The sequence below is a fragment of the Clostridium sp. LS genome, assembly GCF_002760435.1.
Classification (GTDB): domain Bacteria; phylum Bacillota; class Clostridia; order Clostridiales; family Clostridiaceae; genus Clostridium.
The window spans coordinates 1-13,447 of record NZ_AUUU01000252.1; the positions used below are offsets into that span (position 1 = coordinate 1).

Sequence of the window (13,447 nt, forward strand, 5' to 3'; positions counted from 1 at the left end):
GATGGTGAATGTTATTGCTTTGATGAACATGGAGGATTATACATGAACTGTACAACTCCAGATGGCTACAAAGTTGATGATACAGGAGCATGGATTCAATAAATTAAATAATTATTTTGGCAAGAGTTTTAAGGGTATGGGAGTTAATCCTGTACCCTTTATTTTTATGTTTATTAATATATATTTTATTTTCATATAATTTATTTATATACTTAAAACTAAGTCATAATGAGGCATCAAAAATAAATCTAAACAAAAAAGGAGTGAAATTTTATGTTTTTTATACTTATTTATAATTTATTTAACTAAGTATACTTACAGGATTTGTAATCCCATAAGCCTCAAAATTATTTTGTAGCTAGTACCAATAAAATCAACATTGAGAAAATCCATAGTACAAGCAAAACAAAATCTTGAGGATCCTTAGTATTAAACACAAAAATCACTCCTGAAATCTCTATTTGGTTTGATAATATTTTATAACTTATAAGTTCAATATTCAAGTAGAAATATTTTGACCTATTATTTAGCTACCCTTTATTTTTATTTGTGGAAACCTTGTCCACATTGTAGTATTATGTAAATATAACCAAATAAAAAGAACCCATGCGACTACCAATCAATCATGGGTTCTTAGTTGTAATAGAGTTCGATTAAGTTACCTCTATTATAACATAATTTAGTGAAAATATAAATATATAACGGAGGAACAGAACATGAGGCATTTTGTATACTTAGATACAGATACATTAAATTCGTATTTATCGCAAATAAATGGAGGATTGTTAAAATCAGCGGTTAATGAGGTTAAAGATGAGGTCGCAACAACTCAAAATGAAAATACAATTCCAGGTAAAACTAATTTTACTACTGAGATTGGATTAAAACCTATATTGGGATTTAAATTTTCAGAAGATAAGGAAATAGTTAATACAACCAATACGTTATCACAAATTGAAACTGGAAGAGAATTGATTGAGAAAATATTACATGACAATGCATATGATCAATTTGTTGCTTATCTGAAAGATAATACCTTAATTGGCGAACTTGAAAACAGCGCTATAGGTAATTATGTGAAAATCGAAGATAATTTTATAATTAGAGATTTAAATTACATATTAAATATATTTTCGCAGGATTTAGCTGAATTTATTGCTGAAGAAACAGTAAAGCCATTTAGAAACGAATTAAACAATAATAAGGAAAAGTTAAATGCTAATGGAATAAAGGCGGCAGGAAAAAATATTGAATCAATTAAAAGTAATGTACTCAAGGAATATGCTGATTATAGCAAAATGTTCAACATAATAAAAACTATACTTCCATATTCAGAGTTCGTTATTTGTAATAATTGCTTAATTCCAATAACAAAAAAATATCTAAGGGAATCTTTGAACCAGATTAGATTTAATTATTCAGAAAAAATTAAAATAGTAGGAAGATATACAAGCACATTGAAAGACTCTTTAGATAGGGAAAAACAAGTTAACAATTCTTTTGATGATATGTTTAGTGTTTTAGATAAAAGCTTTCAAGAGTTGTATGTAAATACTCTTGGATTCAATGAGGATATGAAAATAGTTATACCTATAGCTTTGTATTTTGAATAGATTTTCTAATTTCAGATATTCTGGATTGAGATGATGATATTTTGTTGTTTAAGTCTTTTGAAAAATCAGAATTCTTCTTATTTATAGCAGCCTTAGCACTATTATTTTCAGAATCAAAATTTTGCATTCTATTAAACTGACTATTTAGAAGATTTTTAATTTCCTTAAACATAATATCACTTCCTTAATAAAAGAATTAATTTTATAATTAAATTATAATACAGTATAAATCTATATACAATGTTTTTATGATTAAGCAGTAGCAAGGAGCAATCTAACTACTGCTTATTTTTTATGCCATTTTACATAATTTATGGTATAATTATGTAAAAGTATATATGAAAGGATGAGATTATGGGGAGTGCAAAATCAAGTTTAATAAAGTCAGCATCAGGATTTTTTCTAGCTGCAACGTGTATAATGTATCCTCAACAAGTTGGTGGATTCGTTGCAAAAGCTTTAGGCATGTTTGGAAATCTATTTAGCAGTATTGTTACACCTATATTTCTAAAAGCTATTGGCTCTTAATTATACTCAAACAAAAAAGATGCAGTCATTAATTTGGCTGCATCATAAAAATATTTAAAAAGATAAGTAATTTGAATTATATATTATAATAATTGACACAATATAGATAAAATATACAAGTAAATTTTTAAAATATTTATAAAAGGTAGATTAGGTAGAAATACTTAGTCTACCTTTATTTTTTTGTACAAATTCTAATAGTAAAGTATTTACACAATATGATATAATTTGTTCATAATGTAATAAATTAGTATATGAAATATTTGACAGGGGGAAATAACGTGAAAATTAGAAAATTTAAAAAGATAATAGCATTAATAATATCTATATCAAGCATAGTACCTATAATACCTAACAGTTTAATTAACGCAAATGCGGCAGAAACAGGTTGGATACAGGGTGAAAGTTATTGGCATTACATGGATGCGACAGGCAGAGTCGCAACTGGATGGTTAAAAGATAATGGATACTGGTATTATTTTGATAGTAAAGGAATTATGAAAACCGGATGGGTATATGTAGATGGTAATTGGTATTACTTTTATTCAGATGGCAAAATGGCTACAGAAACAACTATTGATGGGTATTATTTAAATTCAGGTGGAGCATGGACAAACAGCAAACCCAACAATCAATCTTTGGAAACTAATACCCTAACGTGGAAAGACGTACAAGGTACTCATAGTATTAAAGATGCTGCTCCAATGCAAGTAGATTACGATGCAGAAAAACTAGTATCCTACGAAAATATAGAAATAAATGATGATGACAATACACTAATGAAATTACTTTTTTATCATTTAGATCACGAAGTATTATCTTTACCAGAAGCAAAATATCAATGTGTGGGAAAGACAATTGGTGGTAAATATTTAATTAAAGATATTAAGTATTTTCAGAAAGACTTGCAACCTGCAGAATTTAATTGTGACCATTTTAATGCGCAGGCAATAGCAAATTTTTTAAAGCAAAGTAGTATATATAATTATAAGTCAACATCCCCCTATGTTTATGATACAGGTATAGCTATGTTAGTAGGAAATGTTAACACACATTGGGAAATTGTAAGAATGGTAGTAGAATTTGAGGCAGTATAAGAATGATAAGAACATGTAGTCATTAATTTGGCTGCATATTTTTTTACATAAAAAAGGCAGTAACCGAAGTTACCGCCAGTCCATTTTGCAAGTAAAGTAAGCTTTTACTATAAGGATAAAAAGCTTTTAGGAACAGCCAGTGGAAGTGTAAATAACTTTGAACCAACAGATGCTAAAATATTTTCAGCAATAATGTCTGAGGACTTTAGTAAGGCTGCAAATACTAAAGTTCAAGTTGATACATTAGTACAATAAATTTAAAAACATGGCTAGGATTAGATTTCCTAGCTTTTTTTATTTACAAAATAATCAAAAAGTAGTAATATATAATCAAACAAATGTTCGTGCGAATTAATATTCGTGTAACAAGGGGGAGAATTTTATAGAGAACTATGGATGTAAACATGTGGTACATGCATACTTAATATGATTAGGAGTAAAGACAATGAGAGTTGTTTCTAAATCAATAGAAGTTGTAGCTTATTTTGATACTGATGGAAGAATAAAGCCTATAAAGTTTAGAATAGAAGAAAACGATGGGTATAAAGTAATAAAAATATCTAAGATTATAAGCACTGATTTAGAAAATAAAATGTTGGTGTTTAGATGTAGTTCGGTAATTGGTGAAAAAGAGATAATTTTCGAATTAAAATATGATCCTGAAAACTGCACGTGGATACTTTATAAAATATAAATTTAAAACAGGAGATGATTATTTATGCTAACAGAAAAACAGCAAAGAATATTAGATATTATAAAAAATTTTATGGAGAAAGAGAAAATCTCTCCAACAATTAGAGAGATAGGAGAAATGTCTGGGTTAAAATCTTCATCAACAGTACATTCGTATTTATCACGATTAGAAAAGAAAGGATATATTTATAGAACTAACAATTGTGCAAGAAGTTTGAGGGTAAAAGAGGGTAAATAAGATAATATATGATGTTATATAATTTATTTGCCAAAGTATTGTAATTATTTTACAATACTAATTAGAGGTGGTATTGTGGGGGTTAAGAATCGATTAAAAGAAATACGCATGAGGGAATACCTTATGGCTCCAGGAGAATTTGCTAAGCTACTAGGTATGAGCATAAAAACATATAGTGGATGGGAGAATGAATATAGTAGGCCAACATTAGAAAAAGCTTTAGAAGTTTCAAAAAAATTAAATAAAGATGTTAATGAAATATGGTATTTAGAATAAACTAAGTACCATATTTTTTTATAGATTTTTCTTGAAATTAAAAAATGTTCTTGTATTTTAAGAAATATTCCTACAAATGGAGCATATAGATATAACAAATGATAAATAAAGGAGTTAAAAGACATGATTATTGGTGTTGATTTAGGCAACTATGCAATAAAAACATCTGAAAAAATTCACTTTTTGAGCAAAATTTCCGAAATGGATAATTTTACGGGAGATAATAAGGTTATATATAATGGAAGAACAATTTTTATAGGTGAAGGTGAATTTTCTACAGACTGGAATAAAAGTCAAAAAGAAAGTACATTACCATTGTTATTTGCAGCACTAGCAAAGAGTACAAGCGATAATATAAACCAAGTTGTAATTGGGCTACCTATACAGCAATACAAGGTTAATAAAGAAGATCTAAAGGAATTGATAAGTAATAACAGATGTGCATGTATTAATAGCAGAAAAATCTTGATTGAAGATATAGAGGTAGCTCCAGAAGGTGCTAGTGTTTATTATAATATGCTATCTGAGGTTAGAGAGGAAATAGGAGGAAAGCAACTTATAGTGGTAGATATAGGAGGCAGAACTAGTGATATAAGTGTATTTGTGAATAAAAAGATAATAGATGTTAAGACAATACCTACAGGCATGTTAAATATATACCAAGACATAATTGATTATATTAATTCTAAATATACAGAGAATTTTACATTAGAAGATGGAGAGGTGATTCTTAGAGAAGGTTTATTCTTAAATGGAGAAAATAAAGATGTAAGCTTTATTAAACCAATATTGCATAAGCATTTCAATTCCATATATAAGGAGCTTCAATTAAAATTTAATCTTAATAAAGGATATGTTTATCTAACTGGTGGAGGAAGTAATGTTTTAAAATTAGCATTTAAAAATAGACTTAATAATTTAATTGTTAGTCAGGATCCTATTTATGATAATGCAAAAGGATTTAAAAAGGTAGGTGAACAACTATGGCTAGGAAGATAAGTATTAGTTTTAAAGAAACTGAGAAGGATATAAAATTATATAATTTCTTAAATGCTCTAGATGATAAATCAGCAGATATTAAAACAGTACTTAGAAATTTCTATAAAAGCCAGTTAAATGAAAAAGATATACCAGTTGAAAGTTATGTTAAGAAAGCAAATGAAGAGGTAGATGTATTAAATTTCTAGTAGTGTACTAATAGTGTACTATTGTCCACAAAGCCTTTAGAATTAGTAATCAAAAATATCCTAAAGAGAGTAGGGGAGAGTATGGTTAATGAATATTATGTAATGAATGGGGTAAAAGTTAAAGTGAATAGACAAGCTAAACCCAATACAGAAAGAGCTAGAAAAAAGGACGAAGATTTAAGAGCAGAACGTGTTGTAGTTCATGTTACTGGAACAGAAAAAGAATTAATAAAGGAATTAGCCAAAGAGAACGGAATGGATACGAGCAGTTTTATAAGGTGTTTATGCCTATATCAGTATAATAAGATGGCAGGGGGCATGATTAAATGATTAATCTATTTAGATACGAATTTCTAGGTTTAAACGGTGGATTTTGGTTTATTGCATTGCCTTTAGCATCTGTATGGATAAGTAGCAATTTATATCTTAAAGATAGAGATAAAAATTGTCTTAATGCTTTAGGGGATTTTGGAGTAATAGAAGATATAGAAGAATCAGAATTATTTAGAATGGAATTTAAGGTTAGTAAAGAAGAGAAATGGAAGATAGGACAAGTTTTAAAGAGATCAAAATATAATAATGTTGACGAGCTTGTCAGAAATTCTTTATACGAAGTAATTGAGTAGTTTACAAATTTTATTTTACAATCTATAAATTTAATTATAAAGAACTAGGGGATTAGCCTAGTCCTTTTGGTAGCTTCAATTTTATTTATATATTGAAATAACTTTTATCTAAATCATATAGATTTATTATATTGTTTAAAATATATTTAGGTGGTACTCTATGTCCATTTTCCCAATTAGCGATAGTTGTTAAAGCTCTATTAAGCTTATTTCCAAATTCACTTTGAGTAAGACCTAAAGAGATTCTTAACTTTTTGATTTTTTTACCTATTGTATTTTCTATGAGGTGGCTTGATAATGAATATGTAAGGAAAAAAGTATGATTTTCAAATACTATATTATATCTTGTCCTTTCGAATATACTGCATGTCCAGTATCGAGTAGAATTATATTTTCGGCAAACTCCTTTAAAGCATATTGTTGACATACTTTAGTACTCAATTTATCATAATTTATATCTTCTTTAGGAATTTTTAAAATTACAACTCCTTTAGAATTTAGCTCATCTCTAATTTCATCTGATAAACTTTCCTTTGCTAATTTACATGAACCAGAGAAAGCGCCTAAAATATCATCGCCTCTCTCACCTTGAATATCAGAAACACCACAGCGTTCACTAATGCTAATTCTCGGACCAAATGCTGGGCATCTTAAAACGCACATAGAACATCCATTTCCATAACGCATGCAATTCCCCATAGGACCAGTAGTTCCTGTTGTTTCAATGAATACATCTCCCTCAATATAAGTTCCATCACTTAAGTAAACACCTTTAATTTTTTGCCCATCAAAATCGATATCATTTACTCTGCTTTCCATCATAAGATTAATTCCTAGAGATTTTAAATATTTACTAACTTCTCCTTCAATAGTATTAACATTGTAAAGGGAAGCATGTTTATGACCGGGAAAATCAATATTTGTATGAGTTGATATTCTATCAGTAATTTCAATCAATTCTCCACAACCTAATGCAATCAATTCTTCAGCTGCGGTATAACGTCCATTATTACGCATTATGCCACCAACATTTCCAAGACCTAATAACAAATCGGTTTTTTCAATGATGGTAACATCTGCTCCAGCCTTTTTGCTTGAAAGAGCTGCAGCACACCCAGCCCAACCTCCACCAATAATAATAACCTTCATATAAATCGTCTCCCTTCAAAAATATTTCTTGGGTCAGCCTGTTCCTTGCAGAACCTTTTAACTCTATGCCCAGAAAATCTTGATGTACATGCTCCACAAATACCTTCACCACAGCACATTTTAAAGTTATTACAACAGGAAAGAGTTACGTCATTTCTGTCAATGTCATTTAAATAGTTAATTACTGAATAAGTCAATATATCTGCTCCAGCAATATGAATAAATTGCACTCCATCTTTGAGTGCATCCTTAATTTGTACTTTTGCGTGATCTGATAAATTTCCTTTATCTAATAATGAATTTTCAGTTGAATCTACCTTATATTCATTTAACAGTTCAGTTGCAAAATTAATATTAAATGGATTCTTATCAATTATAACTTTAACGTTATTACCCTGTGAAATAAGCTTTCTAATTACAGGAACCATAGGAGCAAGTCCAATACCCCTTGATAAAACTAAAGCTTTACTATTGTTTTGTGCTAATATATTCTTAATTCCAAATACGCCATTCCAATAAGGGCCTCGAATTACTATGTTTTGGTTAGCATTAATATTTAGTAATTTAGCAGTTTTTATTCCTCTAATTTCAACAGCAATAGAAATAATATCATTTTCTATATCAGAATTCATAATAGAAATAGGAATATCAAAATACTGATTCCCATCTGTTCTTATAAATATATAACTACCAGGTTTAACCAAATCTAAAACTAACTTATGAGGGGCATTAAATTTGATGATGATCAAATCTTTTTCATACTTTATTACTTCTGTAATATTACAATTATAAGTTTTGCGCCCATCTTTCGCTATAAAACCATTATTATAAAGTTCTTGATAAATGCAAACTCCCTTCCAATTTAAACAATCGCAAAAAACTTCCCTTTGGCACTGGGAACAAATTAAGCATTGTCCATATTCTGCAAGTTTGCATGGGCAGTATTCAGTTCCAGCATCTATACAGTCAATAGCTTCTTTTACCATTTTCTCTCCTCAGATAAAATTGCTTCTATAATAGCTTATTTAAAAAAATATAATTTGCTACAAATTCAGCTAATAAAAATAGATTTTAATTATATATTTATTACTAAAGTTGTTATTTGTTTTTAATAAATGCTAATAAAGCATTATAAGAAAGAATATTACTTATATTAAGTTATGACAATAATAAAATAATTAATAATTGGACAGTAATAATTATAAATCGACAATGAATTAATAATAAATTTAACTTTGTTTAATAAAATACAATAATCTTTTGATAAAATTGTAATAAAAGTGACTTGAATAGACATATTAATGATAGTAAACTATTACAGTCTATGTTTATGAAAAAAATTATTAGTTAAATAAATATAAGAATTCTAATTCTATGAAGATTTTTTTCTATTAATCAACAATTTTTAAATTATTGTTGGTAATAAGAATAAGTTTAAATTTAATACGAGGAGATACTATATGACAAAGAATGATAAACAAAAGAAATTGACTTTAATTACTTTAATTCTTATGATTTTTACATCAGTTTTTGGATTTGCAAATATGCCAAGGTCCTTTTATCTTATGGGATATGGTGCAATTCCTTGGTACATATTTGGAGGAATAACATACTTTATACCTTTTGCTTTTATGATGGCTGAATATGGTTCTGCATTCAAAGAAGAAAAAGGCGGAATATATTCCTGGATGGAAAAGTCTGTGGGGCCTAAATTTGCTTTTATAGGAGTGTTTATGTGGTATGCTTCCTATGTAGTATGGATGATAAATATTTGTTCAACAATTTGGATTCCACTATCGAATACTATTTTTGGAGTAGACATGACTTCTAAATGGGGAATGTTGGGGTTAAATTCGACTCAGGTACTTGGTATTTTGGGGGTATTGTGGGTTTGTACTACCTTTATTATTTCAAAAAGAGGAATAAGTAAAATTACTAAAATAACTTCTGTTGGTGGAATGGCAGTTGCTCTTTTAAATATTGTTCTTATAATTGGAGCAGCAATAGTTTTTGTACTAAATAAGGGACAATTTAAGGAACCTATTTCATCAGTTATGTCACTGGTAAATTCCCCAAATCCAGGATATCAGACTACTAGTTCAATATTATCATTTCTAGTATTTGCGCTATTTGCATATGGCGGTATCGAAGCAGTTAGTGGTCTTGTTGACCAAACCGAGAATCCAGAAAAAACATTTCCCAAGGGAATTTTAATTGCAGCAGCAATTATATCTGTAGGATATTCTCTTGGTATCTTTTTAATTGGAATATTTACAAATTGGGGAGCTAGTCTTTCTGGAGAAAATGTAAATATGGCAAATATTACATATGTGGTAATGAATAATTTAGGCTATACAATTGGTCAATTATTTGGATTAAGCAATGAGTTAGCTATACAATTAGGTAATTGGTTTGCTAGGTTCGTTGGATTATCTATGTTCTTAGCTCTAACAGGTGCATTTTTTACTTTATCATATGCACCACTTAAACAATTAATTGAAGGAACACCTGCAAAGTTTTGGCCAGGAAAAATGGGAATCATCGGTAAAGATGATATGCCAATAAATGCAATGTTAGTTCAAACAACAATCGTGGCTGTAATGGTTCTTTTTGTTTCAATGGGTGGAAGCAGTGCAAAAGTATTCTTTAGGCTTTTAGTAGATATGACAAACGTTGCTATGACTTTACCATATTTATTTTTAGCTATAGCATATATCTCATTTAGAAAAAGAGATAATATAATAAAACCCTTTTTAATGTTTAAAAATAAAAGTTTTGCAATGTTTGTTGGGTATGTAGTAGCAATAGTAGTTGGTTTAGCTAATTTATTTACGATTATTGAACCTTCACTTAGTGGAAACTATTCGTCCTCGATAGCTATGGTATCAGGACCTATAATATTTGTTATCATTGCATTAGTAATTTATGCTAATGGAGAAAAAAAGAAAGATTTATAAGGTAAAAGTAACTAGGGTAATTAAAAAAGCTCTAGTTATTTTTTCTTTTCTCATAACTTAAGAAAAAATTAAGGAAAACTTAGGATATCTTTTCTTGAATATATAAGTTTTTCCTAATATAATTTAAGTGTACTATATGATATAGTACACTTAATACAATTAAGGAGGAAGAAGTATGAAAAAATCATCAATTGTAATTATAATAGGCTTATTAATTGTTGTTACAATTTTACTTGGCACCAATAATAATAAAATGTATCAAAAACAAGTGCGTTTTAACACTTCAGATGAAGTTATTGAACAATTAAAAACAAAAACACTTATAGCTGTAGATGAAAATGGTAGTTTATCTGAAACTAATGATTTAAAAGAATGCTTATCGAAGAGAAAAAGATTAACTTACTCTGATTTTAATTTTGAAAAAATAGATATTGAAAAAATCGAAAATCTTAATGAAAAACAGAAAGCAGCTATTTTAGATAATTATAATTCGCTTAGAAATGAATTTACTAAAAGAAGTGAAATAACAAAAGAAGAACCTATTAGACTAGATATTAATGCATATAGTTCATATTATCAAAATAACAAAAAAATACTAAGTGATCCTCAAAAAATGAAACTTGATTTAGTTCTAATTGACGAAGGAGAAGGATTAGTTATTGATTATATAATGGAATATACACGCAATGAAGAGGATGGTAACGAAGATGCTTAGGGTTGATCCTAGGAGCAGTACTCCTATTTATGAACAAATTCAGCTAGGAATAAAGGAACTTATTCTAAAAGGAGCGTTAAAAGGCGGAGAAAAATTGCCTTCAGTTAGAGAGATGTCATCAATACTTACAATAAACCCTAATACAATTAGTAAGGCATATGGGGAACTTGAAAGGGAAGGTGTCATTGAAACTTTAAGGGGAAAGGGAACTTTTATAACAGATAATTATAAGAGGAAAGTAGATGAAAATAAGATGGAGTATATTTCAGAAGAATTAAAAAAAATTATACTTAAAGCTAATTATAGTGGAATAAGCAAGGAAGAATTTATGAAACTAGCACTTCAGATATTTACAGAGTTAGGGGTGAATGATAATGATAGATATTAATAATTTGTCTTTTGAGATAGAAGGCAGGCAAATTTTAAAAGATATTCATCTTAAAATAGGCGAAGGAAAGATTATGGGCATAATCGGACCAAATGGAGTTGGAAAAACTACATTATTAAGATGTATGACAGGAATTTATAATAGTACTAGCGGGTATGTAAAATATGATGAAGAAATTGTATATAATAATCCAAATGTTAAAAAGAAAATAGGATATGTGGCTGATGAGAATATACTTCAGACAAATTTTAAAGTTTGTGAAATATTAAAATATTACAAGTATGCATATGCTGATTTTAATGAAAATAGATTTAATGAACTTAACAAGATATTTAAAATTCCAACAAAAAAATATATTTTTCAACTATCAAAAGGAATGAAGATGCGGCTGTCTATAATGCTTGCATTTTCAATTAATGCTAAATATTTAATATTAGATGAACCTACCTCGGGTTTGGATGCAATATTAAAAAATAAATTATTGAAAATATTTGCTGATGAAGTATTTGAAAATAATACTACAATAGTAATAAGCTCTCACCACTTAAGTGAACTTGAAAGAATTTGTGATGATGTCGCAATATTAAATGATGGGAGAATATCCTATGAAAATTCAATTGAGAATATGAAAAATAAAATAAAAAAAATTCAAGTTGCTTTTGACGGTCCTGTTTATGAGGAGGACTTAAATTTAAAAGGCATTTTTAAATTAAGTAAAATAGGACGGGTTTATACAATTATTACTGATGAATATGATGATGAATTCATCAATGGGTTAAAAAGTTTTAACCCACTATTTATTGAAGAAATTGACCTAAGTTTGGAAGATATCTTTATCTATAAAGTTGATAAGGAGGAGAATAATGAAGAAGTATTTTAATAAAGGGTTGCTTTATGCATGGTTTAATTCAGCTAAGGCGCCAATAATTATAGGACTTTTAGTTTGGGGCATAGTAACTTATATAAATTTACAAAGAAAAATATTTAATTTAAAGAGTCAAATTGCTCAGACATTTACCAATTATTGTTATACTGAAAATCTTAGCAGTTATCTTATTTTAGGTATTATATTTATAGCAATATATTATATAGCACAAGGAACTAATAAAAGGAATATGCTAATGTTTTTATCAAGTGGGCCATACACAAAAAAACAAATTAAATATAATGAATTAATTAGTATATTAATAACATTAATACCGTTTATTATATTATATCTATATATATCAATTATGGGATATATAGGTAATAAAGAATTTATGCAAATTGTTGATGGTTATTTTAGTATGACTTTAATTGAAATAATTAGAATAGCTGCAATTGGAACATTATTAATATTATTTATGATTATAATTGATTCTATGTTTTCTAATTCAGTAATTGGATTTATTAGTATGATTTCTATTATACCAATTTCAATTATGATAATTATTACAAAAGTTCTTGAGACATTAAGATATTCTGGTATAAATATTGATTACAGTATATCATATATAATTAGAAGCTTGATGTCAGGAAATTATTCTGAAGGTTATAGTCCAAGTATTTTGCTTAACTCCATATCTATGAAATTTATTAGTATAAAACAATTGATAGCAGAAATAATAACATTATTAATTTTTATATTTATCATGCTTTTAATATTTAATATAATACAAAAGAAATACAAAATTGAGCATAGCAATAAAATATTTTCATCTAAAACTGATGAAAATATTATAGTTATATTAATATCAACAGCTTTAGGTTGTCTAGGATTTCTGTTATTTTTACAACCTTATATATATAGAATGCAGGGCAGATATGGTGAATATACACCATTATCTGGAATAAATCTAGTTGAATGTTTAGGTGGTGATATACTTTTTGTTAGTATTACAGGTTTTATTGTATATAAGATTATAAAAATGTTACTAAAAAATATAACATAAAATCTAAATTAGTGTTCATTACATCTCCTAAAGTATTTTTATTTTTGTC

At 27.9% G+C, this 13,447-nt stretch carries 17 protein-coding genes and 1 pseudogene; 15 read left to right on the forward strand and 3 right to left on the reverse strand.

From position 1 onward, the window contains the following. The first annotated feature begins 716 nt into the window (after nt 1-716). Nucleotides 717-1,613 (forward strand): hypothetical protein, encoded by an 897-nt coding sequence (locus COL3_RS27085; RefSeq protein ID WP_008422066.1) that lies wholly within the window; start codon nt 717-719, stop codon nt 1,611-1,613. Here COL3_RS27085 and COL3_RS27090 read toward each other — a convergent pair. Then, on the reverse strand, nt 1,591-1,785 hold the full coding sequence (locus COL3_RS27090) for a hypothetical protein (protein WP_008422064.1): 195 nt from the start codon (nt 1,783-1,785) through the stop codon (nt 1,591-1,593). The two genes, COL3_RS27085 and COL3_RS27090, sit on opposite strands and share 23 nt — an antisense overlap. Nucleotides 1,786-1,967: 182 nt before the next feature. Here COL3_RS27090 and COL3_RS29065 point away from each other — a divergent pair, with 182 nt between their 5' ends. The 9 genes from COL3_RS29065 (at nt 1,968) to COL3_RS27130 (ending at nt 6,258) form a co-directional block, all read left to right on the forward strand. Beyond that, nucleotides 1,968-2,141, forward strand: coding sequence for a hypothetical protein (locus tag COL3_RS29065; protein WP_008422062.1), 174 nt, complete (start codon nt 1,968-1,970; stop codon nt 2,139-2,141). A gap of 281 nt (nt 2,142-2,422) precedes the next feature. Next, nucleotides 2,423-3,238 carry an N-acetylmuramoyl-L-alanine amidase family protein gene (locus tag COL3_RS27095; protein WP_008422060.1) on the forward strand — a complete coding sequence of 272 codons (816 nt, stop codon included), beginning with the start codon at nt 2,423-2,425 and terminating at the stop codon, nt 3,236-3,238. 445 nt (nt 3,239-3,683) lie between these two features. After that, nucleotides 3,684-3,932: a hypothetical protein gene (locus tag COL3_RS27100; RefSeq protein ID WP_008422058.1), complete on the forward strand. Its 249-nt coding sequence runs from the start codon at nt 3,684-3,686 to the stop codon at nt 3,930-3,932. A 24-nt stretch (nt 3,933-3,956) separates the two neighbouring features. Continuing rightward, a complete protein-coding gene (locus tag COL3_RS27105) occupies nt 3,957-4,169 on the forward strand; it encodes a winged helix-turn-helix transcriptional regulator (protein WP_008422056.1) in 213 nt (70 codons plus the stop codon). Nucleotides 4,170-4,244: 75 nt separating this feature from the next. Next, the gene (locus tag COL3_RS27110) at nt 4,245-4,445 is read left to right on the forward strand and encodes a helix-turn-helix domain-containing protein (protein WP_008422054.1); all 201 of its coding nucleotides are present in this window, start codon (nt 4,245-4,247) and stop codon (nt 4,443-4,445) included. Between the two features lie 123 nt (nt 4,446-4,568). Further along, entirely contained in the window at nt 4,569-5,444 is an 876-nt protein-coding gene (locus tag COL3_RS27115; RefSeq protein WP_008422052.1) for a ParM/StbA family protein, read from the forward strand. Then, complete coding sequence (locus tag COL3_RS29070) at nt 5,429-5,632, forward strand: hypothetical protein (protein WP_008422050.1); 204 nt, start codon at nt 5,429-5,431, stop codon at nt 5,630-5,632. Before COL3_RS27115 ends, COL3_RS29070 begins: the two co-directional genes overlap by 16 nt. Nucleotides 5,633-5,713: 81 nt before the next feature. Continuing rightward, nucleotides 5,714-5,962, forward strand: a complete 249-nt coding sequence (locus COL3_RS27125; protein WP_008422047.1) for a CopG family transcriptional regulator — start codon at nt 5,714-5,716, stop codon at nt 5,960-5,962. Further along, nucleotides 5,959-6,258 (forward strand): hypothetical protein, encoded by a 300-nt coding sequence (locus tag COL3_RS27130; protein ID WP_008422046.1) that lies wholly within the window; start codon nt 5,959-5,961, stop codon nt 6,256-6,258. Before COL3_RS27125 ends, COL3_RS27130 begins: the two co-directional genes overlap by 4 nt. Nucleotides 6,259-6,621: 363 nt before the next feature. Here the strand turns inward: COL3_RS27130 and COL3_RS27140 are convergent. Further along, nucleotides 6,622-7,407, reverse strand: a pseudogene (locus COL3_RS27140) (FAD-dependent oxidoreductase); the annotation flags it as partial. Then, nucleotides 7,404-8,393, reverse strand: coding sequence for a sulfide/dihydroorotate dehydrogenase-like FAD/NAD-binding protein (locus tag COL3_RS27145; RefSeq protein ID WP_008422043.1), 990 nt, complete (start codon nt 8,391-8,393; stop codon nt 7,404-7,406). The pseudogene COL3_RS27140 and the gene COL3_RS27145, both read right to left, overlap by 4 nt. A gap of 474 nt (nt 8,394-8,867) precedes the next feature. On the opposite strand from COL3_RS27145, the gene yjeM reads away from it, so the two are divergent. The 5 genes from yjeM to COL3_RS27170 all read left to right on the forward strand — a co-directional run bounded on the left by yjeM (nt 8,868) and on the right by COL3_RS27170 (nt 13,398). Continuing rightward, on the forward strand, nt 8,868-10,364 hold the full coding sequence (yjeM, locus tag COL3_RS27150; protein ID WP_008422042.1) for a glutamate/gamma-aminobutyrate family transporter YjeM: 1,497 nt from the start codon (nt 8,868-8,870) through the stop codon (nt 10,362-10,364). A 175-nt stretch (nt 10,365-10,539) separates the two neighbouring features. Further along, nucleotides 10,540-11,079 (forward strand): hypothetical protein, encoded by a 540-nt coding sequence (locus COL3_RS27155; protein WP_008422041.1) that lies wholly within the window; start codon nt 10,540-10,542, stop codon nt 11,077-11,079. Further along, nucleotides 11,072-11,467 (forward strand): GntR family transcriptional regulator, encoded by a 396-nt coding sequence (locus COL3_RS27160; protein ID WP_008422040.1) that lies wholly within the window; start codon nt 11,072-11,074, stop codon nt 11,465-11,467. Before COL3_RS27155 ends, COL3_RS27160 begins: the two co-directional genes overlap by 8 nt. Then, on the forward strand, nt 11,454-12,347 hold the full coding sequence (locus COL3_RS27165) for an ABC transporter ATP-binding protein (RefSeq protein ID WP_035283095.1): 894 nt from the start codon (nt 11,454-11,456) through the stop codon (nt 12,345-12,347). Before COL3_RS27160 ends, COL3_RS27165 begins: the two co-directional genes overlap by 14 nt. Beyond that, on the forward strand, nt 12,331-13,398 hold the full coding sequence (locus COL3_RS27170; RefSeq protein WP_008422038.1) for a hypothetical protein: 1,068 nt from the start codon (nt 12,331-12,333) through the stop codon (nt 13,396-13,398). Before COL3_RS27165 ends, COL3_RS27170 begins: the two co-directional genes overlap by 17 nt. The last annotated feature ends 49 nt before the right edge of the window (nt 13,399-13,447 follow it).

Bases quoted from the DNA above. Each gene is read 5' to 3' on its own strand.
- COL3_RS29065 (WP_008422062.1), top strand. From the start codon at position 1,968: ATGGGGAGTGCAAAATCAAGTTTAATAAAGTCAGCATCAGGATTTTTT.
- COL3_RS27160 (WP_008422040.1), top strand. From the start codon at position 11,072: ATGCTTAGGGTTGATCCTAGGAGCAGTACTCCTATTTATGAACAAATT.
- COL3_RS27085 (WP_008422066.1), top strand. From the start codon at position 717: ATGAGGCATTTTGTATACTTAGATACAGATACATTAAATTCGTATTTA.
- COL3_RS27105 (WP_008422056.1), top strand. From the start codon at position 3,957: ATGCTAACAGAAAAACAGCAAAGAATATTAGATATTATAAAAAATTTT.
- COL3_RS27170 (WP_008422038.1), top strand. From the start codon at position 12,331: ATGAAGAAGTATTTTAATAAAGGGTTGCTTTATGCATGGTTTAATTCA.
- COL3_RS27145 (WP_008422043.1), bottom strand. From the start codon at position 8,393: ATGGTAAAAGAAGCTATTGACTGTATAGATGCTGGAACTGAATACTGC.
- COL3_RS27155 (WP_008422041.1), top strand. From the start codon at position 10,540: ATGAAAAAATCATCAATTGTAATTATAATAGGCTTATTAATTGTTGTT.
- COL3_RS27125 (WP_008422047.1), top strand. From the start codon at position 5,714: ATGGTTAATGAATATTATGTAATGAATGGGGTAAAAGTTAAAGTGAAT.
- COL3_RS27165 (WP_035283095.1), top strand. From the start codon at position 11,454: ATGATAGATATTAATAATTTGTCTTTTGAGATAGAAGGCAGGCAAATT.
- COL3_RS29070 (WP_008422050.1), top strand. From the start codon at position 5,429: ATGGCTAGGAAGATAAGTATTAGTTTTAAAGAAACTGAGAAGGATATA.
- COL3_RS27115 (WP_008422052.1), top strand. From the start codon at position 4,569: ATGATTATTGGTGTTGATTTAGGCAACTATGCAATAAAAACATCTGAA.
- COL3_RS27130 (WP_008422046.1), top strand. From the start codon at position 5,959: ATGATTAATCTATTTAGATACGAATTTCTAGGTTTAAACGGTGGATTT.
- COL3_RS27100 (WP_008422058.1), top strand. From the start codon at position 3,684: ATGAGAGTTGTTTCTAAATCAATAGAAGTTGTAGCTTATTTTGATACT.
- COL3_RS27090 (WP_008422064.1), bottom strand. From the start codon at position 1,785: ATGTTTAAGGAAATTAAAAATCTTCTAAATAGTCAGTTTAATAGAATG.
- yjeM (WP_008422042.1), top strand. From the start codon at position 8,868: ATGACAAAGAATGATAAACAAAAGAAATTGACTTTAATTACTTTAATT.